The sequence below is a fragment of the Streptomyces sp. WI03-4A genome, assembly GCF_033792105.1.
Taxonomy (GTDB): Bacteria; Actinomycetota; Actinomycetes; order Streptomycetales; family Streptomycetaceae; genus Streptomyces; species Streptomyces collinus_A.
On sequence record NZ_JARAUO010000060.1, the window covers coordinates 18,560 to 38,191 of the forward strand.

At 74.1% G+C, this 19,632-nt stretch carries 22 protein-coding genes; 12 read left to right on the forward strand and 10 right to left on the reverse strand.

The genetic code is table 11. From position 1 onward, the window contains the following. Positions 1–71 precede the first annotated feature (71 nt). Complete coding sequence (locus tag PV343_RS37155) at positions 72–923, forward strand: hypothetical protein (RefSeq protein ID WP_319151466.1); 852 nt, start codon at positions 72–74, stop codon at positions 921–923. 4 nt (positions 924–927) lie between these two features. On the opposite strand, the gene PV343_RS37160 is transcribed toward PV343_RS37155, so the two are convergent. The 4 genes from PV343_RS37160 to PV343_RS37175 all read right to left on the reverse strand — a co-directional run bounded on the left by PV343_RS37160 (position 928) and on the right by PV343_RS37175 (position 5,097). Continuing rightward, positions 928–1,491 (reverse strand): TetR/AcrR family transcriptional regulator, encoded by a 564-nt coding sequence (locus PV343_RS37160; RefSeq protein ID WP_319151468.1) that lies wholly within the window; start codon positions 1,489–1,491, stop codon positions 928–930. Then, the gene (locus tag PV343_RS37165; protein WP_319151469.1) at positions 1,488–1,850 is read right to left on the reverse strand and encodes a DUF1304 domain-containing protein; all 363 of its coding nucleotides are present in this window, start codon (positions 1,848–1,850) and stop codon (positions 1,488–1,490) included. Before PV343_RS37165 ends, PV343_RS37160 begins: the two co-directional genes overlap by 4 nt. A gap of 94 nt (positions 1,851–1,944) precedes the next feature. Then, complete coding sequence (locus tag PV343_RS37170) at positions 1,945–3,576, reverse strand: amidohydrolase (protein WP_319151470.1); 1,632 nt, start codon at positions 3,574–3,576, stop codon at positions 1,945–1,947. Between the two features lie 18 nt (positions 3,577–3,594). Then, positions 3,595–5,097 carry an APC family permease gene (locus tag PV343_RS37175; protein WP_319151471.1) on the reverse strand — a complete coding sequence of 501 codons (1,503 nt, stop codon included), beginning with the start codon at positions 5,095–5,097 and terminating at the stop codon, positions 3,595–3,597. 157 nt (positions 5,098–5,254) lie between these two features. Here PV343_RS37175 and PV343_RS37180 point away from each other — a divergent pair, with 157 nt between their 5' ends. The 3 genes from PV343_RS37180 (at position 5,255) to PV343_RS37190 (ending at position 6,948) form a co-directional block, all read left to right on the forward strand. Further along, positions 5,255–5,974 carry a TetR/AcrR family transcriptional regulator gene (locus PV343_RS37180; protein WP_319151472.1) on the forward strand — a complete coding sequence of 240 codons (720 nt, stop codon included), beginning with the start codon at positions 5,255–5,257 and terminating at the stop codon, positions 5,972–5,974. 64 nt (positions 5,975–6,038) lie between these two features. After that, positions 6,039–6,503 carry a pyridoxamine 5'-phosphate oxidase family protein gene (locus tag PV343_RS37185; protein WP_319151473.1) on the forward strand — a complete coding sequence of 155 codons (465 nt, stop codon included), beginning with the start codon at positions 6,039–6,041 and terminating at the stop codon, positions 6,501–6,503. 52 nt (positions 6,504–6,555) lie between these two features. Beyond that, positions 6,556–6,948, forward strand: a complete 393-nt coding sequence (locus tag PV343_RS37190) for a VOC family protein (protein WP_319151474.1) — start codon at positions 6,556–6,558, stop codon at positions 6,946–6,948. Positions 6,949–6,969: 21 nt separating this feature from the next. On the opposite strand, the gene PV343_RS37195 is transcribed toward PV343_RS37190, so the two are convergent. Continuing rightward, complete coding sequence (locus PV343_RS37195) at positions 6,970–7,275, reverse strand: DUF4235 domain-containing protein (RefSeq protein ID WP_319151475.1); 306 nt, start codon at positions 7,273–7,275, stop codon at positions 6,970–6,972. Between the two features lie 28 nt (positions 7,276–7,303). After that, positions 7,304–8,320, reverse strand: a complete 1,017-nt coding sequence (locus PV343_RS37200; protein ID WP_319151477.1) for a glutathione S-transferase family protein — start codon at positions 8,318–8,320, stop codon at positions 7,304–7,306. A gap of 107 nt (positions 8,321–8,427) precedes the next feature. Here PV343_RS37200 and PV343_RS37205 point away from each other — a divergent pair, with 107 nt between their 5' ends. Then, on the forward strand, positions 8,428–9,531 hold the full coding sequence (locus PV343_RS37205; RefSeq protein WP_387952387.1) for a cation diffusion facilitator family transporter: 1,104 nt from the start codon (positions 8,428–8,430) through the stop codon (positions 9,529–9,531). Between the two features lie 129 nt (positions 9,532–9,660). On the opposite strand, the gene PV343_RS37210 is transcribed toward PV343_RS37205, so the two are convergent. Beyond that, positions 9,661–10,110, reverse strand: coding sequence for a nitroreductase family deazaflavin-dependent oxidoreductase (locus PV343_RS37210; RefSeq protein ID WP_319151478.1), 450 nt, complete (start codon positions 10,108–10,110; stop codon positions 9,661–9,663). A 211-nt stretch (positions 10,111–10,321) separates the two neighbouring features. On the opposite strand from PV343_RS37210, the gene PV343_RS37215 reads away from it, so the two are divergent. Continuing rightward, positions 10,322–10,780, forward strand: coding sequence for a nuclear transport factor 2 family protein (locus tag PV343_RS37215; protein WP_319151479.1), 459 nt, complete (start codon positions 10,322–10,324; stop codon positions 10,778–10,780). 462 nt (positions 10,781–11,242) lie between these two features. Here the strand turns inward: PV343_RS37215 and PV343_RS37220 are convergent, their stop codons facing one another. Then, positions 11,243–11,875 (reverse strand): LysE family transporter, encoded by a 633-nt coding sequence (locus tag PV343_RS37220; RefSeq protein ID WP_319151480.1) that lies wholly within the window; start codon positions 11,873–11,875, stop codon positions 11,243–11,245. Positions 11,876–12,168: 293 nt separating this feature from the next. Here PV343_RS37220 and PV343_RS37225 point away from each other — a divergent pair, with 293 nt between their 5' ends. From PV343_RS37225 to PV343_RS37240, 4 genes are all read left to right on the forward strand, one after another. Further along, a complete protein-coding gene (locus PV343_RS37225; RefSeq protein WP_319151481.1) occupies positions 12,169–13,398 on the forward strand; it encodes a cytochrome P450 in 1,230 nt (409 codons plus the stop codon). A gap of 18 nt (positions 13,399–13,416) precedes the next feature. Then, positions 13,417–13,620 carry a ferredoxin gene (locus tag PV343_RS37230; protein WP_388239713.1) on the forward strand — a complete coding sequence of 68 codons (204 nt, stop codon included), beginning with the start codon at positions 13,417–13,419 and terminating at the stop codon, positions 13,618–13,620. A gap of 220 nt (positions 13,621–13,840) precedes the next feature. Continuing rightward, the gene (locus PV343_RS37235; RefSeq protein ID WP_319151484.1) at positions 13,841–14,299 is read left to right on the forward strand and encodes a nuclear transport factor 2 family protein; all 459 of its coding nucleotides are present in this window, start codon (positions 13,841–13,843) and stop codon (positions 14,297–14,299) included. 9 nt (positions 14,300–14,308) lie between these two features. Continuing rightward, positions 14,309–14,842: a flavoprotein gene (locus PV343_RS37240; protein ID WP_319151485.1), complete on the forward strand. Its 534-nt coding sequence runs from the start codon at positions 14,309–14,311 to the stop codon at positions 14,840–14,842. Positions 14,843–14,846: 4 nt separating this feature from the next. On the opposite strand, the gene PV343_RS37245 is transcribed toward PV343_RS37240, so the two are convergent. Further along, the gene (locus tag PV343_RS37245) at positions 14,847–15,650 is read right to left on the reverse strand and encodes an endo alpha-1,4 polygalactosaminidase (RefSeq protein WP_388239711.1); all 804 of its coding nucleotides are present in this window, start codon (positions 15,648–15,650) and stop codon (positions 14,847–14,849) included. Positions 15,651–15,870: 220 nt separating this feature from the next. Here PV343_RS37245 and PV343_RS37250 point away from each other — a divergent pair, with 220 nt between their 5' ends. After that, complete coding sequence (locus PV343_RS37250) at positions 15,871–16,839, forward strand: aldo/keto reductase (RefSeq protein ID WP_319151486.1); 969 nt, start codon at positions 15,871–15,873, stop codon at positions 16,837–16,839. A gap of 375 nt (positions 16,840–17,214) precedes the next feature. Continuing rightward, on the forward strand, positions 17,215–19,347 hold the full coding sequence (locus tag PV343_RS37255) for a ricin-type beta-trefoil lectin domain protein (protein WP_319151487.1): 2,133 nt from the start codon (positions 17,215–17,217) through the stop codon (positions 19,345–19,347). A 20-nt stretch (positions 19,348–19,367) separates the two neighbouring features. Here the strand turns inward: PV343_RS37255 and PV343_RS37260 are convergent. Next, positions 19,368–19,632 (reverse strand): universal stress protein (locus PV343_RS37260; RefSeq protein WP_319151488.1); only part of this gene is annotated, 265 nt, incomplete at its 5' end.

Genomic DNA, 19,632 nt, shown 5'->3' on the forward strand with positions numbered 1-19,632 from the left:
AAACACCTGAACGTTCCGGACCCCTCCCGCGTCGCAGGAGCGCAACCGCAGTCGGGGAACAGGGGTGGGACATGCGCAGAGGACTCGCGGCCGTGGCCATGGCGGTGCCGGTGGCTCTGGCCGTGGTGGGGTGCGACGACGGCGGCCGTGCCCCCGTGGTGGTCGAGGGCACGCCTCCCGCGACCCCGTACCGCGGCCCCCTGTACGTCGCCACCCGCCCCGTGGACGACAGCGGCCCGCGTGCGCTGCGGCTGGCGTCCGGCGCCGCGGGGCGGGCGCTGGAGTGCGACGGGCAGATCTTCGAGGGCGGCGGTCCCGACGGCTGGAGCCGGTCGGACGGCGGTGACACACCGGAGGACGGACTGCGGCTCTACTTCGACATGTTCGAGCCCGCGCAGCCCGACCACGGCTACCGGGCCGAGCGCAGGGAGAGCGACCGGGTGCTGTACTCCTTCGACGTCGAGGGCCGCACCAAGGTGGCCGTCGTGGTGGCCAAGGACCAGAGGGACCGCCCCGGCTGGGGCCCCGAGACGAACGCGGCCTGCGATCCCGCCGAACTGCCCGACCGGTGGGCGGCCGCCCTGGGCTACGAGGTCTGGACGGACCGCGCGGGCAGGCGGGTGCCGGTGCGGCGGCTCAGCAGTTCCGCAGGCCCCGAGCACTGCGACTGGCAGTCGGCCCACTTCCTCACGCTCGGCGACCGCATGTACGTCCGCGACCCGGAGGGCGTCCTCGGCCGGGACGGTCTGCTCGACGCGCCCTACCGGCGGCACGTGCGCATGCCCGTCGACGCCCGCGACACCGGCTACCGCCACCGCGGCCGGCACCTGTGGCTGACCGCCGAGCGGGACACCGCCTACGTCCGCACCTCCGCCGGTGTGGAGGCCTGGCCGCGGGCCGCCCAGGCGATCGCCTGCAAGTGACCGGTCACCGGCTGCGGTGCAGTGCGACCAGCAACTGCCAAACCTGGTCGGCCACTTCCTCCGGAGCTCCCCGCAACAGGCCGTGCAGCCAGTCCGCGAGCACCCCCGCGAAGGTCGCCGCCACCGCCGAGGCGACCAGCGGGGCGTCCGCCGCGCCGGCCAGTTCGCGCTCGGCGAGGCTGCGGGCCCGCAGGTCCCGGTGCAGCACCCGGCCGAGCGGCCCGCCGCCGCCCGGCGCGAGCAGCGACCGGTACAGGGCCGCGTGCGGAGCCAGGCCGGTGAAGAACTCCCGCAGTGCGGGCGGAGCCGCGACCGGGTCGGGCCGCCCGCGCCAGGCGTGCAGCGCGTCCACCGCCTGCCGGACGACGTCCGCGCAGGCGTCGACCGCCAGCGCCTCCAGGCCGTCGTAGTGCACGTAGAAGGTGGCCCGGCCGATCCCGGCCCGGCGCACCAGCGCGGCCACCCCGACCTCCGCCAGCGGGCGCAGCGCGCACTCGTCGAGCAGGGCGGCCCGCAGCCGGGCGCGGGTCCGCGCGGCGCGCGGGTCCGCCGGCTCGGTCCGGCTCATCGCGCGGCGAGGACGGCGGCCAGGGCGAGCGCGCCGGGCAGCGCCTGGGCGAACAGGATGCGGCGGTTGGCCGTGGCGGCGCCGAACACGCCCGCCACCACGACGCACGCCAGGAAGAAGACCCGGACCCGGAACCCGGTCGGATCGGCCGCGACGAGCCCCCACACCAGACCTGCGGCCAGAAAACCGTTGTACAGGCCCTGGTTGGCGGCCAGCGGCGCGGTCAGCCGGGCCGTCTCCGGGTCGAACCCGTGCAGCCCGCGTCCCGGCGCCTTCTGCCAGAGGAACATCTCCAGCACCAGGATGTACGCGTGCAGCGCGGCCACCAGACCCACCAGCACGCTCGCCACGGTCCCCATCACAGCACCCTCCCCCTTCTCCGTCTTCTTCCTCTTTCTGGACAGGTGTCCACCATAGCTGGACACCTGTCCAGGAAGTAACCCGGGGGGAGGATCAGGCGTCGGCCGCCGCGTGCACCCGCTCGCCCCCCACGTAGGTGAGCGCCACCCGCGTCTCCGCGATCTCCTCCGGCGGCCCGGCGAACGGGTCGCGGTCCAGTACCACCAGGTCGGCGAGCGCCCCGACGGCCACCCGGCCGCCGTCGTCCAGGTGGTTCACGTACGCCGACCCGGCCGTGTACGCCGTCAGCGCGTCCGCCAGGCCCAGCCGCTCGTCCGGCAGGAACACCGGCGCGCTGCCGCCCGGTTCCACCCGGTTGACCGCCACGTGGACACCGTGCAGCGGGTCCGGGCTGCTCACCGGCCAGTCGCTGCCCGCCGCGAGCCGCGCCCCGGACCGCAGCAGGGACCCGAACGGGTACTGCCACGCGGCCCGTTCGGCGCCGAGGAACGGGATCGTCAGCTCGTCCATCTGCGGCTCGTGCGCGGCCCACAGCGGCTGGATGTTGGCGGTGGCGCCGAGCCGGGCGAAGCGCGGCACGTCGTCCGGGTGCACCACCTGCAGATGCGCCAGGTGCGGCCGGGTGTCGCTCGGCCCGTTGGCGGCCCGGGCCGCCTCGACGGCGTCCAGCGCGTCCCGCACCGCCCGGTCGCCCAGGGCGTGGAAGTGGCACTGGAAGCCGAGGGCGTCCAGCTCCGTCACGTACTTCGGCAGCCGCTCCGGGTGGATGAAGCTCTTGCCGCGGTTGGCGGTGGCGCAGCCGCACCGGTCCAGATAGGGGTCGAGCAGCGCGGCGGTGTGGTTCTCGGCGACCCCGTCCAGCATCAGCTTCACCGTGCCCGCGCGGAACCGGCCGTGGCTGAACTCGGCACGCTTTGCGACGAGTTCGGGAATCTGCTCGGCCCCGCGGTCCCGGTCCCACCACAGCGCGCCGGTCACCCGGGCGGTGAGCGAACCGTCCCGGGCCGCCGTCAGGTACGCGCCGGCCGGGTCGTCCATGCCGAGGAAGTCACCGACCAGCGCGTCCTGCCAGGCGGTGATGCCGAGCGCGTGCAGGTGCCGCTGGGCGTGCAGCAGCGCGGCCAGCCGGTCCGCCGCCGTGGCCGCCGGGGCCAGCTCGCCGACCAGCCGCATCGCGCCCTCCTGGAGGGTGCCGCTCGGCTCGCCCGCGGCGTCCCGCTCGATCCGCCCGTCGGCCGGGTCGGGCGTGTTCCGGTCGATGCCGGCGAGCTCCAGCGCCCGGCTGTTGACCCAGGCGCCGTGGTGGTCCCGGTTGGGCAGGTACACGGGGCGGTCCGGGACCACGGCGTCCAGCAGTTCCCGCGTCGGCGTACCGCCCTCGAACGCCTCCATCGACCAGCCGCCGCCGAGGATCCACGCCCGGTCGGGGTGGGCCTCGGCGTAGGCGCGCACCGCGGCCACGGTCTCCTCGGCCGTGGTGAGCCCGGACAGGTCGCACTGAGTCAGTTCGAGCCCGGCCGGCACGGGGTGGACGTGCGCGTCCTGGAAGCCCGGCAGCAGCAGCCGCCCGGCCAGGTCGACCACCTCGGTGCGCGGCCCGGCGAGCTCCCGCAGTTCGTCGTGCCCGACGGCGGTGACGCGGCCCCCGGTCACGGCCACCGCGGTCGCCGTGCGGCCCTCGGGCGTGAGGACGGGGCCGCCGGTGAAGAGCAGATCAGCGTGCATGATGCCTTTCCTGAAGGGTCAGTTGGAGGTGGTCAGGAGCTGCCGGGAGTCGGCGTCCGTGCCGGCGCCGGTGCGGAAGTACGGTGACCTGCGCACATACTTGGCCCACGCGGCCACGGCGAACCCGGACGCGATCATGACCACGGGCATGAGCAGCAGGAACCAGCCGTTGTCCGCGCTCACCTCGAAGTGGTCGGCGGACGAGGAGAAGGACCAGCCGAGGTAGCCGCCGAGGGCGAGCAGGGCGACGGCGCTCAGCGCGGGCAGCACCACCGCCCGCACCCCCTGGCGCCAGTCCTCGCGCAGCAGGGAGCGGAACCGCACGGCGGCGGCCAGCGCGGTCAGCGCGTACGACAGCGAGACGACGATGCCGACCGCGTTCACCGTGGCCATGATCATGTCGGCGAGCCGCGGGATCACCAGGGCGAGCACCGCCACCGCCGTGGCCAGCGCCCCCACCAGCAGCGTCCCGGCCGCGGGCGTTCCGTAGCGGGGGCTGACCCTGGACCACACCGGCCCGAGCGTACGGTCCCGGCTCATGGCGAACATGCCCCGCGCCGTCGGGATGACCCCGGCCTGCAGCGAGGCCACCGCGGAGAACATCAGCGCCACCAGGGGCAGCGCGGCCAGCGGCTGGGCGGCCAGCCGGTCACCGAAGTACGACAGCCCCTCGGCCCCGTGCCCGGCCAGCTCGCGCTCGGACAGCACCCGCTGGAAGGCGACCGAACCGAGCAGGAACAGCCCGAGCATGGTGACCAGGGTGATCATCCCGGCCCGGGAGGCGTCCCGCGGCTCGCGCACCTCCTCGTTGACGGTGAACGCGGCCTCGAAGCCCCAGTAGCAGAACACCGACAGCAGCAGGCCCTGCGCCAGCGCGGTCGCCGACGGGATCGCGAACGGGTCGAACCACGACAGGCGGAACGGATGCGGGCCGGTGACGATGCCGTACCCGCAGAAGCCGAGCAGCACGGCGTACTCGAAGACCAGCAGCCACGTCTGCAGCCGGGCCGCCGTGCGCACGCCGGTCACGGCGGTGAGGGTGACCAGGACCAGGACGACGATGCCCACGGCCGTGGTCTGCGCGGTCGAGCCCGGATCGAGGACGAGCGAGCCGATCCGGTGCAGGCCCGTGTCCCCGGCCAGCTGCAGCATCGCCGATCCGGTGACCGCCGTGGTGTACGCGAGGAAGGCGAGGCTCGCCACGAAGTTGACCCAGCCCACCATGAAGCCGAGCCAGGGGCTGAGCGAGCGGCCCACCCACACGTAGCCGTTGCCCGCGTTGGGCTCCACCCGGTTCAGCCGGGAGTAGGCCCCGGCGATACCGAGGACCGGCAGGAAGGCCAGCAGCATGAGGGCCGGCAGACGCAGGCCCACCACCCCGGCCGTCACACCGAGACCGATGCCGATGCTGGTGGTCGCGGCCGTGCTGGACGCGGCGACGGCGACGCCGTCCAGCACGCTCAGGGACTTGCGCAGCTCGGGCCGCGCGGATGGATCCACACCGACGGGGACGTTGCTCATGACCGGCTCTCCGCTCGCACCGGGGGGCCTGGTCGGCCCCGGTGACCGCAGATGAAACCGTCCGGCCGCTTCACAGGTCAACGGTGTTGTCATAAGGTGCGGCACACCCGGGGCCGGGGCACGCCCCCGCCCTGACGCACTCCGAGGAGGGCCCGCCATGACCGAACGCGTCGTGCCGGCCGGTGACCGCAGACGCCGGCGGCCCACCAAGCAGGGCGTGGTGCTCTCCGAGGAGCTGATCGTCGAGACCGCGCTCAGGCTGATCGAGGAGCACGGCGCCGACGCCCTCTCCGTCCGGCGGCTCGGCCGCGCCCTCGGCGCCGACCCCAGTTCCCTGTACCGGTACTTCCGCCACACCGACGACCTGATGCTCGCCATCGCCGACGAGCTCATCGGCCGCACCCTGCGGGAGTGGCGGCCCACCGGCGACTGGCGCGCCGACCTGCGCGACCTCGGCCTGCGCATGCACGCGGGCGCCCTCGCCCACCCCCGGGCCGCGGTGCTCAGCGCCCACCGGGTCACCGGCCGGGAGCACGAGATCCAGGCCGTCGAGAACATCATCGGCACGCTGCGCGGAGCCGGGTTCCCGGATGCGGAGGCGGTGCGGATCTACCACGCCTTCGTCGACCAGGCCCTCGCCTTCGGCGCCCTGGACTCCGCCGGCACCGCCCTGCCCCGGCCCGCCCGGGACGCCGAGACCGAGGTGTGGCGGGCCACCTACGCACACCTGCCCGCCGCCACCCACCCGCACATCGCGGCCACCGCCCGCCACCTCGTGGCCACCATGCGCCACAGCTCCTACCCGGCCGCCCTCGACCTGCTCCTGACCGCCGCCCAGACACGCCTCGACGCCTTCCGTGCGCGGACGGAAGGCTGACGGTCACACTGGACGCCGTCCGCACGTCACACGCGTGGAACCCGTCCCGAGGAGGCCGTACGTCATGACCCCGCCCCCCGCCCGCACCGCGGGTCAGCGCAAGAAGGACACCCTCCACCGGCTGGAGCACGAGGTGGACGCCTGGGTCGCCACCGCGGGCGCGGACGGCGGCGCGCCGCATCTGGTCCCGCTGTCGTTCGTCTGGGACGGCGCCACCCTGCTGATCGCCACCGCCGCCGAGAGCCCGACCGGCCGCAACCTGGTGGCCACCGGCCGGGCCCGGCTGGGCATCGGGCCGACCCGCGACGTCGTCCTGATCGAGGGGACCGCGCGGGCCGTCACCCCGGAGGACCTGCCCGAGGAGGACGCCGAGGTGTTCGCCGGCAAGACCGGCTTCGACCCGCGCCTGCTCACCACCCGCTACCTGTACTTCCACGTCCTCCCGCGGCGCGTCCAGGCCTGGCGCGAGGAGAACGAGCTGGAGGGAAGGGAGTTGATGCGCGACGGCGCGTGGCTGGTCGCCGACTGAATCCGGTGGACCGGGATATCCGCAGGGGAAAGACGAATCCCCGGGAGGAAGCATGTCCCTCGTGACCGCCGGCGTCGTGGTGCTCGACTGCGCCGAACCCGAGAAACTCGCCGAGTTCTACAAGGAGTTGCTGGACGGCCGGGAGACCGACGCGAGCGCCAACCTGGTGGAGATCAGGGGTGTCGACGGCTTCCGGATCGCCTTCCGGCGGGACGCCAACGCGACCCCGCCGAGCTGGCCCCGTCCGGAGAACTCCCTCCAGGCGCACCTGGACTTCCTGGTGGAGGACCTGGACGAGGCCGAGCGCCGGGTGGTCGGGCTCGGCGGCCGGCCGCTGGAGACGCGCGACGCGCCGGGCCCGTACGAGGAGCGCGGCTACTCCGATCCGGCCGGCCACTCCTTCACCCTGCGCCTCGTCCCACCCATGGCGCCCAAGCAGGGCTGAGCGCCCCCGCTCCGCCCGGACTCAGTCCCGGCCGCCCTTCTCGGCGGCCGGCCACACGCCCGTCGACCGCTCGATGGCCTTGGCGCCGGTGCGGTCGACGGCGCTGCGCACCACCGCGAAGATGGCGCCCTGGACCGCCGCCGCCAGCAGGATCTCGCCCCAGCCGCGGTCCGGGTCCAGCGCGTCGGGGGCGTCCTCCTCGTGCCGTAGCGCCATCCACGCCTTGCGGAACGCCATCCCGGCCAGCGCACCGCCGGCCCAGCTGAGCACGAAGCCGACCGGCTGGTAGGCCAGCGGCAGTTTCCTCTTCTTGTTCTTGTTCGCCATGCTGAGCTCCTTCCTCCTCAGGGGACTCTCATGCGGGGCGGCCGCCCGCCGCCGCCTTTTCGCCCTCGGGCACCGGACCGGGCGGCGTCCCGTCCCCGAACGGCCGGCCGCCGAGTTCCTCCCGGTGGTGCGGGGAGGTCCAGCCGGCCAGATCGGGGCCGAGGGGCACGACGCCGGTGGGGTTGATGCCCGAGTGCACCTGGTAGTAGTGCCGCTTGATGTGGTCGAAGTCGACCGTGTCGCCGAAGCCGGGTGTCTGGAACAGGTCCCTGGCGTACGCCCACAGCACCGGGTTCTCGGCCAGCTTCCAGCGGTTGCACTTGAAATGGCCGTGGTAGACGGGGTCGAACCGGACCAGCGTGGTGAACAGCCGGATGTCCGCCTCCGTGATCGTGTCGCCGACCAGGTAGCGCTGCCCGGCCAGCCGTTCCGCGAGCGCCTCGAGCCGCCGGAACACGGCCGTGCACGCCCGCTCGTACTCCGCCTGGTGGGTGGCGAACCCGGCACGGTACACCCCGTTGTTGACGTCCTCGTAGACCTCCGCCATCACCGCGTCGATCTCGTCGCGCCGGCCCCGGGGATAGAGGTCGGGCGCGCCCTCGCGGTGCAGCGCCGTCCACTCGGTGGCGAGGTCGAGGGTGAGCCGCTGGTAGTCGTTGGTGACCAGCCGCCCGGTGGGCACGTCCACGACGGCGGGCACGCTCACCCCGCCCGGGTAGTCCGTCTCCCGCTTGTCGTAGGCCTCGGCGAGGAACCGGATGCCGAGCACGGGGTCGCGTCCGTCGGGGTCCAGCGTGAAACGCCAACTGCGGTCGTCCTGGATCGGGTCTGCCACCGCCATCGGCAGCGCGTCCTCCAGGCCGAGCAGCCGGCGCGACACCACCGCCCGGCTCGCCCACGGACAGGCACGGGAGACCACCAGACGGTACCGTCCGGGCGCCACGGGCCAGCCGTCCCGGCCGTCGGCGGTGATCCGGTCGGTGAAGTGGCTTCTCGACCGGCTGAACGTCTTGTGGCCGTACGCCTTGTTGCCGTCCTCGCCCATGTCTCCTCCTCACCTCCGCACCTCGACGGGCGCTCCCGGGAGACGCGTTCCCCGTTTTCGGCGGTCGGCACGGTGTGATCCGCCGGGGCCGGGGCAGTCGGCCGGGTGTGAGCGGGACACCCTCGGAACAGAACGCGGCCGCACGGACGGCCGACGACAGGACCTCCGCGCGGAGCACGGACGAGCGCGCGGCACCGGCGGATCAAAGCACGGGGAAGGAGGCCGGAGGGGACACCTCGTCCCCGCCCCGGGGCGGCCCGGCGGACGGCGACAAGCACACCAAGGTCACCGTGCTGGTGGCCCTGGGCGCCAACCTGGTGATCGCCGTCGCCAAGGCGGTCGGCGGGGTGCTCGCCGGCTCGCCCGCGCTGCTGTCGGAGGCGGCGCACTCGGTCGCCGACAGCCTCAACGAGGTCTTCCTGCTGGCAGCGCTGCACCGCAGCAACCGGCCGGCCGACCGCCGGCACCCCTTCGGCTACGGCAAGGAGCGGTTCTTCTGGTCCCTGCTGGCGGCCGTCGGGATCTTCGTCATGGGCGGCTGCTTCTCCTTCTTCCAGGGCGTCGAGGCGCTGCGCAACGGTGCCGAGGAGACGTTCAGCGGCTATGTGGCGGGCCTGATCGTGCTCGGTGTGGCGCTGCTCGCCGAGGGCGTCTCGCTGGCCCGCGCCCTGCACCAGGTGCACCGGCAGGGCGGTGCCAAGGACGGACTGCGCGACCCCGCGCTGCGCACGGTGGTCGCCGAGGACGGCACGGCGGTGATCGGCGTGACCCTCGCCATCATCGGCATGGCCCTGCACATGGTGACCGGCCAGGTCGTGTGGGAGGCGTCCGCCTCGCTGGCGATCGGTGTGCTGCTGGTGTACGTCGCCTACCGGCTCGGCCGCGACGCCCGCGACCAGCTCATCGGCGAGGCCGCCGAGCCGGAGCTGAGCGGCAGGATCCGGTCCCTGCTGGAAGCCCAGCCGGAAATCGACAGCGTGGAGGCGCTGTTCACGATGAAGATGGGCCTCGACTCCATGCTGGTGGCCGCCCGCATCGACCTCGTGCCGGGCCTCGACAGCGAGCGGGTCGAGGAGGTCTCCATGCGGATCAAGCAGTCCATCGCCCGCACGGTGCCCTCCGCCGACCAGATCTTCCTCGACGTGACCGACGGGCCGGCGGAGGAGGCACGACAGAGCCCCGCCGCGACGGGGGAGCGCGGCGGGGCCTGACGAGCGGGTGCCCGTACGGAATCCCGTTCATGCCGGGCGGGCGCAGATATTTCTGAAAGGAGCCGTTCCCCGGCTCGAATCAGCTCCCGCACCGGCTTTCGTGTCAGGTTCCCGTGTCAGGCCCTCGTGCTAGTTCCCGTCGACGGGCTCCAGGACGAACAGCGGGATCACCCGGGAGGTCTTCGCCTGGTAGTCGGCGTACGGCGGGAACGCGGCCACGGCACGCTCCCACCACTCCGCCTTCTCCGCGCCGGTGACCTCACGGGCCCTCATGTCCCGCTTGTCCGGGCCGTCCTGCACCTCCACCTGCGGGTCGGCCTTCACGTTGAAGTACCAGACCGGGTGCTTCGGGGCACCGCCGATCGAGGCGACCGCGGCGTACCTCCCCTCGTGCTCCACCCGCATCAGCGGCGTCTTGCGGATCTTCCCGCTGCGCGCGCCCCGGGTGGTCAGGACGATGACCGGCAGCCCGGTGTCCCGCAGCGTCGTGCCCTTCGTCCCGCCGGAGCTCTCGTACAGCTCCACCTGCTCGCGCACCCACTGCGTCGGGCTCGGCTCGTACTCGCCCTCAAGTGGCATGGATTCCGTCTCCTTCGTCGGTCCAGCGACTGACCTGCCGCCCTCTGGAACACCTGCCGCCCCCGGAATCATCCGTACCGCGTGCGGGTTCGCCCGGGCGGGTGATCGCCGCGCGGGGCGGCGTGGAGCGCGGGTTCCCTGGGGCACAGTGGTTCCCGTGGTGATCACCACATGCCCGACGCATCCGGCCGAGCAAGGGGGCAGGACCGCAGTGTTCCCCAGTCGCACCGCCCCGACCCGTTCCGTCGTGGAGGAACTGCTCCGCAGGATCGGCGAGGGCGACCCCGAGCGGATCGGCGAGCTGTACGCCGAGCACGGCGAGTGGCGGCTGAGCTGGCCGGAGGACGAGCACGGGCGCCCCGACACCCCCTGGATCCGACACCGCAGCACCCGCGCCGACGCCGTCGCCCACTACCGCGAGCTGGCCGCCCACCACGTCCCGGAGAAGGCGGACACCCGCGTGGAACGCATCCTGGTCGACGGCGACGACGCGGTGGTGGTCGGCGTCATCCACCAGACGGCCGAACCGACCGGCCGCTCCTACACCGCCCGCTTCGCCCTCCACCTCACCGTCCACGACGGCCAGGTCGTCCGCCACCACGTCTACGAGGACAGCCTCGCGGTCGCCCGAGCCTTCGCCCCGGGGGCGGGGGCGCGGCGCTTGCCGTGAGGCGGCCACGTCACGGCGGCGGCCGCGCGCTTCGAGGCCCGGGGCGGGCGGCACGTGGCATGAGATACCCGGAAGGCGCGGGCGCTGGGGGCGGCCGGGTGCCTTGAGCCGTCCCGGGGGGCGGGACTCCGACCGGCACCGCATGCCCTGTCGCGCACCCGGGGGGTCAGCCTGACGCCGACGGCCGCCGCGCGCCATGAGCCCGCCGGGGACGGCCCTGGGCGCCGGCCGGCAAGTGCCCCGAGACCTCGGAGCGGCAGCCGGCGCCGACTGCCACCGCTGCCCCCGGACCTCGGAAGGTCGGTCCGTGCCGACAGCCACCGCGTCCCCCGGGCACCCCGCGGGCCGTCCGCTGCGACAGCCATCGCGCGCCCCGAGGCCCCCGGGGGCGGGGCACGGCGCTCGCCTTGCCCGGAAGCGCAGGGTGCGCGCGCCGCCCCTCGCCCCCGACCCCCGGAGGGGTCAGCCCGAGCCCACGGTCATCCGGGCCGCCAGCAGCAGGATCACTCCGCTGGAGAGGAGGGCCGTGGTCAGGCGTCCTCGGCGGCCGGTGAGGACGCGGCCGAGGAGGGCGCCGCTGCCTGCCAGGAGGAGCTGCCAGCTCGCCGAGGCGGCGAAGGCCGCCAGGACGAACACGGCCCGCTCCAGTGGCCGTACCGCGTCCGCGGTGCTGGTGCCGAGCACCAGCGCGGCGAAGTAGATCACCGTGACGGGATTGAGCAGGGTGATCCCGAGGAGGCCGAGATAGGCCCGGGCCGCGCCCGGAACCGGCCGTTCGGGGCGGGTGGCGAGCCGGGCGGCCCGGTACTGGCGCAGGGCACCGGCCGCGCCCCACACCGCGAGGACGCACAGCACCAGGGCGGACGCCCAGCGCAGCGGACTCAGCACCGGCCGCAGCGCCGCCGCGAGGGCGGAGCCGCCCGCCGCGGCGAGCAGGGCGTAGACGCCGTCGGCCGTCGCGACGCCGAGGGCGGCGCAGGCGCCGGTGCGCAGCGAGGTGCGGGCGGTGAGGGAGACCAGATAGGTCCCGACCGCGCCGACGGGCACGGCGATGCCGTAGCCGGCGAGCAGCCCCGCCAGGAGCGCGGCCGTCACGGGCGTGCGGCGTCGGGCCTCCGCGGACGGCCGGGCTGCTGCTGGACCGGCGCCGGAAGGACGGCGGTGGCGGTCGGCGGCAGAATGGAGTGCGTAAGAGACATGGCCAGATCCTGGGGCGGCCGCCACCTCGGCGGCAAGTGAATTTCGGCGCGTTCCCGCCCCCGCCGACCACCTCGTCCGGCCAGATCACGCCGATCACCGATGTGGCCGAACTTGCCGTCGTGCCATAGGTGCCTCGGGCATCTAATGAAGATCGGCACGACGCACCTCTTCGTCTGCGAGGTCTTTCGATGACGGAACTGACGGACATCACCGGCCAGGCGACCCCGGCCGAACCCGTCGCCTTTCCCCAGGACCGCACCTGCCCCTACCACCCGCCCACCGCGTACGACCCGCTGCGCGACGGACGCGCCCTCGCCCGCGCCACCCTCTTCGACGGCCGCCAGGTCTGGATGGTCACCGGCCACGCCACCGCACGCGCGCTGCTCGCCGACCCCCGCCTGTCCACCGACCGCACCCGCCCCGGCTTCCCCGCCCCCACCGAACGCTTCGCCGCCGTCCGCGACCGCCGGGTCGCGCTGCTCGGCCTCGACGACCCCGAGCACCGCACCCAGCGGCGGATGATGGTGCCGTCGTTCACCCTGAAACGCGCGACCGAACTGCGGCCGGCCATCCAGCGCGTCGTCGACGACCTGCTCGACGCGATGATCGAACAGGGGCCGCCCGCCGAACTCGTCTCGGCCTTCGCCCTGCCGGTGCCGTCCACGGTCATCTGCGACCTGCTCGGGGTGCCGTACGCCGACCACGAGTTCTTCGAGGCGCAGTCCCGCAGGCTGCTGCGCGGCCCCACGGCCGACGACATCCAGCAGGCCCGCGCACAGCTCGAGGGCTACCTCGGCGACCTGATCGACCGCAAGGCCCGGCAGCGGGAACCCGGCGACGGCGTGCTGGACGACCTCGTCCACCAGCGGCTGCGCACGGGCGAGCTGGACCGGACCGATCTGGTCTCCCTGGCCGTCATCCTGCTGGTCGCCGGACACGAGACGACCGCCAACATGATCTCCCTCGGCACCTACACGCTGCTGCGCCACCCCGACCGCCTCGCCGAGCTGCGCGCGGACCCGGCGCTGCTGCCCGCCGCGGTCGAGGAACTGATGCGGATGCTGTCCATCGCGGACGGCCTGCTGCGCGTGGCCCTGGAGGACATCGAGGTCGCGGGCATCACCATCCGGGCCGGGGAGGGCGTGCTCTTCTCGACCTCCGTCATCAACCGCGACACGTCCCAGTACGAGGACCCCGACACGCTGGACTTCCACCGCTCCACCCGCCACCACGTGGCCTTCGGCTTCGGCATCCACCAGTGCCTCGGCCAGAACCTGGCGCGCGCGGAACTGGAGATCGCCCTCGGCACCCTCCTGCGGCGGCTGCCCGGCCTGCGCCTTGCCGCGCCCGCCGACGAGATCCCCTTCAAACCCGGCGACACGATCCAGGGGATGCTGGAACTCCCCGTGACCTGGTAAGAGGCTCAGGCCATGCACATCGACATCGACATCGACAAGGACGTCTGCATCGGCGCGGGCCAGTGCGCCCTGGCGGCGCCGCGCGTGTTCACGCAGGACGACGACGGCTACAGCATGCTCGTGCCCGGTCACGAGGACGGCGGAGGCGACCCGATGGTCCGCGAGGCGGCCCGCGCCTGCCCCGTCGGCGCGATCACCGTCTCGGAGACGGCGTCCGGCTGACGCCGGCCCGGGGACGCCGCCGGGAGGCAGCGGCGCGCGGCACGGATTCCGTGCGCCGCTGCCCTTCCCCCGGCGGCGCCCCGCGACGCCCGGCCGGCCGGACCGCCCCCAGGGGTGTCCGGCGCGGCCGGCCGCCACCCGCCGCGGGCGCTCTCCGCGGCGGCCCACCCCCCGCGGAGAGCGCCCGTTCTCCGCCGTCGTCCGAGCCGAGGAGCACTCCATGACCGACCGGCCGCCCCTGCCGCCCTTCACCCAGGAGACCGCCGCGCAGAAGGTCCAGGCCGCCGAGGACGCCTGGAACACCCGCGACCCGCACAAGGTGTCGCTCGCCTACACGGAGGACTCCGTCTGGCGCAACCGCGACACCTTCGTCACCGGCCGCGCCGGGATCGTCGAGTTCCTCACCGCCAAGTGGGGCCGCGAACTGGACTACGCGCTGCGCAAGGACCTGTGGGCCTTCGAGGGCAACCGGATCGCCGTCCGCTTCCAGTACGAGTCCCGGGACACCGGCGGCCAGTGGTGGCGCTCCTACGGCAACGAACTGTGGGAGTTCGACGAGCACGGCCTGATGAGCCGGCGGGAGGCCAGCATCAACGACGTCCGGATCGAGGAGGGGCAGCGGCGCATCCACGGTCCCCGGCCCGAGGCCGAACGGGGGCGGTCCTTCCCGCTTCAGTAGGGTGCCCGGATGACCGCACCGGACCGGAAGCCCTTCCTGTACGTCGTCGTCTGCGCGGCCGGCATCGCCGCCGGCGTGGGCGAGCTCATCGCCGCCGCCCAGGAACGGGACTGGGAGGTCGGGGTGATCGCCACACCGGTCGCCATGGGCGGCTTCTTCGACAGCGCGGCCGTGGAGGCCCGGACGGGACGCCCGGTGCGGTCCGCGTGGCGCTCCCCGTCCGACCCCCGGCCGTTCCCGCCGCCGGACGCCGTCGTGGTGGCGCCCGCCACCTTCAACACCGTCAACAAGTGGGCGGCGGGATTCGCCGACACGCTGGCCGTCGGCACCCTGTGCGAGGCCGCCGGCCTCGGCGTGCCGATCGCCGTCCTGCCCTGCGTGGCCGACGCGCTGGCCGCCCACCCCGCCTACCGGGACAGCCTGGTCCGCCTGCGCGGGATGGGCGTCCGGTTCGGCGAGCCGTACTCCGGGATGCCCGACGAGCGGGGGGTGCGGGCCGAGTTCCCCTGGACCAGCGCGCTGGACCTGCTGGAGACCGGCTGAGCGCTCAGCCGGCGCGCCGGACGTAGCCGGGGCTGCCGGGCGTGGAGACCTCCACGTCCCGGCGGACGATGCTCAGCCGGTCGCGCCAGCGCGCCAGCGCCTTGCGCAGCCCGCTGTCGGTGTACTCGATGTCCACCACCCGGTCGTCGAACGCCTTCGCGTACACCTCGCACTCGTCGTACTGCCCGCACTCCTCCGCGACGGCGAAGTCCAGCCCGATGTCCCGCCGCCGGCCCACCAGTTCGGAGGTGTTCTTCTGGCCGACGGCCAGGTGCCGGGCGTGCGCGTGCCGGACGAGCAGGCGCATGAACGCGGTCGCGTCGGCGGCCGTGAGCAGGTGGTGGGACCGGGTGTAGCTGTCGTAGTTGTCCGGTTCGACGGCGTCGTAGCCCTTCTCCGCGCAGCCGTCGATCCACGTGCCCACCCGCTCGGCCACCCGCTCGCGCCGCTCGGGGGTGCGCAGGTCGAGCAGGGGTTCGTCCCAGTCCTCGTCGGCGACCTCCTTGCCGTGCGCGTCGCGCAGCAGCAGGTCGGCGGGCCAGGCGGAGCGCTCCTGCGGCTGGGTCTGGAAGGCGTTGACGTAGCAGATGTTGTACAGGCCGGGCGCCGGGGCGGCGGTGCGGTCACGGCTGACGACGCGGACCCCGGCGGGCGGGGGATAGGCGCCGCCGATCTGGTAGTCGAAGCCGGCGTGACGCGGCGGCAGCCGAACGGCGGTGGGCCTCGCGGGCTCCTTCGCGGACGTCTTCCCGGAGCCGCCGCCCCGGCAGCCGGACAGCGCGGTCACGGTGAGCGCCAGGGCGAGCAGCCCGGCGCCGGCCCTCCCGGCACGGGCACCCCTGCTCCGGGCGCCCCCGGGTGTGCGCGTTCCCTGCCTGGCCACGTCCGCTCCGCTCCGTCCTGCCCCCGCCGGGCGGCGCGGCACGTCCCACGATCCAATCGGCCGTGCCCGGTCAGGGTCAAATCGGCGCGCGGGCCCGTCGTACGCTCCTGAGTGACCATCGCCCCTGAAGGCAGGAGCAGCAACGATGCAGTACGTGAAGCTCGGTTCGACCGGCCTGGACGTCTCGCGGATCTGTCTGGGCTGCATGACCTACGGACTGCCCGACCGCGGCACGCACGAATGGACGCTCGACGAGGAGGCGTCACGTCCGCTCGTCCGGCAGGCGCTGGAGGCGGGCATCAACTTCTTCGACACGGCCAACGTGTACTCGGACGGCACCAGCGAGGAGATCGTCGGCAAGGCGCTGCGCGACTTCGCGAACCGCGACGAGATCGTGCTGGCCACCAAGGTGCACGGCCGGATGCGCCCCGGTCCCAACGGCGGCGGCCTGTCCCGCAAGGCGATCATGACCGAGATCGACCACAGCCTGCGCCGCCTCGGCACCGACTACGTCGACCTCTACCAGATCCACCGCTACGACCACGCGACCCCCGTCGAGGAGACGATGGAGGCGCTGCACGACCTGGTCAAGGCGGGCAAGGTGCGCTACATCGGGGCGAGTTCGATGTACGCGTGGGAGTTCTCCAAGGCGCAGTACACGGCCGACCTCCATGGCTGGACGCGGTTCGTGTCCATGCAGAACCACTACAACCTGCTCTACCGAGAGGAGGAGCGGGAGATGCTGCCGCTCTGCGCGGACCAGGGCGTGAGCACCCTGCCGTGGAGCCCGCTGGCCCGGGGCCGGCTCACCCGTGAGTGGGGCACGGTCACCGAGCGCAGCGCGGGCGACGCCTTCGGCGGCCGCCTCTACCTGGAGAGCGACCGCTCGATCGTCGAGGCCGTCACCCGGATCGCCGGGGACCGCGGTGTCCCGCGCGCCCAGGTGGCTCTGGCGTGGCTGCTGCACCGGGAGACGGTGGCCGCGCCGATCGTCGGCGCGGCCAGGCCGGGACACATCGAGGACGCGGTCGCCGCCGTGGACCTGGAACTGAGCGACAAGGAGCGCGAGGAGCTGGAGCAGCCCTACACCCCGCGCGCGATCAGCGGCCACTGACGGCCCGGCGGTTCCGTGCGGCGCGGACGCGGCGCCGCGCGGACCGGCGGCCACGGTTCGGAATCCAGGTCCTGAATCCACGTCCTTTTCCGCGTCGAAGACTTTCATTGACAGAATGTCAAAAGATCGATTCTGTGAAGACAAAGTCCCGCGGCGAGAGATCTCTTGTTCCGTGGAGCCGTGCTGTGCAAAAGTGTGCGCTGTCGGCGTGCAGACAATTACATTTTCCGCTGCATGCACCAGGCCGCTCCCGTACGCCCCCCACGCTTCAAAAGAGCTGCCCAGGCGGACATCCGGGATGCCGAGGACATCCATGCCCCCTTGGCCGGGCTTGGTCCGGACTTATTTCCGTGTCGCGCCCGGAGGAATACAGCCGTGAATGACGCAGGCCCGTCGGAGTCCGCCCCAGGCTCCCGCCGGTTCGACGCCTCGGACGAAGAACTGAGCGCCGAGCTGAAGCAGTGGACCGGCACGGCACCCGCGCTCTCCCCGGTCGGTGAACTCCTGGACCGCCACTGGGAAGCCGCCTTCGCCTACGCCCGGCTGTGCACCGACGGACCCCGCGCGGCCGGCATGCTCACCACCGCCGCCTTCACCCGGCTGTTCGGCGAGTCCCTGCGGCAGGCGGGCCCGTCCGCCGCCTGGCGGCCCCACCTGCTGGTCACCGTGCGCCGGATCGCCGCCGAGTGGGAGGGCGACGGCCGCCAGGAACTCCTCCACCCCGCCCTGCGCACCGCGCCCGGCAGCGCGGAACGCGCGTCCGCCCGGATGCTCCCGCCGCCCGGACGGCGGCTGCTGTCCCGCGCATTCCAGCGGCTGCCCCAGGCCGCCCGCGCCGTGCTGTGGCACACCGAGGTGGAGACCGAGCCCCTCGCCGTCCCGGCCGCGCTGCTGGGCCTGGACGAGGAGGAGACCCGGATCGAACTGCGCCGCGCCCACGAGCGGTTGCGCGAGGAGTGCCTCCAGGCCCACCGTGAACTCGCCCCCGAGGCCGAGTGCCGGAAGTACCTGCGCATGCTGGACGTCACCTACCGGCGCGGCGGTGTCGCCATCGACCCGGACCTGCAACGGCATCTGGCCGGCTGCCGGCACTGCCGGCAGACCGCCGACCAGCTCGACCGCTTCAACGCCGGACTCGGGCTCGCGCTCGCCGAGGCCGTCCTCGGCTGGGGCGCCCGCGCCTACCTGGAGTCCCGGGCGGCCCGCACCGAGCAGGGCGCCGCCCCCGTTCCGCCGCCCGCACCGGCCCCGGCCGCCCCCGCGGGCGGCGAACCCTTCACCCCGGCACCTCCCTCCATCGGCTTCCCCCCGGGAGCCCTCTCCAGCGCCGCCACCTCGGGCGCCTCCTCGGGCGCCTTCACCCCGGGCATCTCCTCCACCGGCTTCACCTCCGGTGCCCCCGCCACCGGTCCCACCTCCGGCACGGCCTTCTCCGGAGCCCCCGCCCGCACCGGCGACCCGTTCGCCGGCACCGCCTTCGCCGGGCCGCAGGACCCGGCCGGTGGCGCGGCACCGGGCATCGCAGCCGCGGGCACGGGCACGGCCCCCCGGCGCCGGAAGAGCCGGGCCGCGGGCGCCCGCAGGACCACCGGGGCCCCTGGGGCCCCCGGAGCCACCGGTCCCGGCGCCGCCGGTGGCCGTCTGGCGCATCGGGCCGCCCGCCGCGCCCGCCGCCGCAACCTCGTCCTGGCCGTCGTCACGGTCAGCGGCCTGGTCGTCCTCCCGCTGGTGCTGTGGTCCGTGCTCGGCTCGGGCGGCGACGCCGCCCCCGCCCACGGCGCCACACCGTCCAGGACGCCGGGCAAGGACTCCGCGCCCCCCGGCCCGTCCTGGGCCGGCGCGAGCGGGACCGCCAAGGGCGCCCTGAGCGGCCGGCTGCGCAACGTCACCTCGGGCCTGTGCGTGGACGTCGTCGGCGGCAAGGCCGTCAAGGGTGCCGAGACCGAACTGGCCACCTGCTCCTCGACGGCGAGCCAGCAGTGGACGTACGAGACCGACGGACTGCTGCGCAACCTCTCCGCCCCCGGCCTGTGCCTGGACTCCCACCTCGGCTACTCGGTGCGGCTCGCCCCCTGCACGGCCACCGGCGGGGCCGCCCGGGACATCCGCTACGACTTCACCCTCCAGGGCGCCCTGATCCCGCGCTCCGACCAGGACCTCGCGCTGACGCCCGCCGCGACCGACGGCTCCGGCGCCCTCGTCCTCAAGAACCGCGCCGCGGCCACCGCCCAGCGCTGGACCGTCGACGCCGCCAAGGCGGACCTCCGGATGGAGATCGTCGACTGGGACACCGGCGACGTCCCGCTGCCGTCCCCGTCCCCCTCGACGGCCAGGGCCACGCCCAAGGTCTCGAAGACTCCCGCCGCGTCCCCGACCCCGACGCCCGGCCGGACCACCGCCACGCCGACCGCCACCGCCACGCCCGACTTCTGCACGGCCCATCCGTACTTCTGCGACGGGGACGGCGGCAACGGCGGCTACGGCGGCGGCGGACGCCACCACCGCTGAGCGGTGCCGGACCCGCGGTCTCAGGGGTGGTGCGGCGGCGGGGGCGGGATCGTGCCCAGGCCGGGGGCCGGCTCCGGCCACACCAGCAGCACCGGGCAGGGCGCGTGGTCGACGGCGAACCGGGCGGCCGGGCCCAGGCTGCGCGGCCCCAGCCGGGAGCGGTCGCCGTCCCGGGCCAGGACCAGCAGATCGGCGCCCTCGGCCGCCGCCACCACCTCCCGCTCGACCCGGCCCGCCCGCTCCTCGCGGGCGCACGGCCGGCCCAGCCGCTCCGCCGCCGCGTCC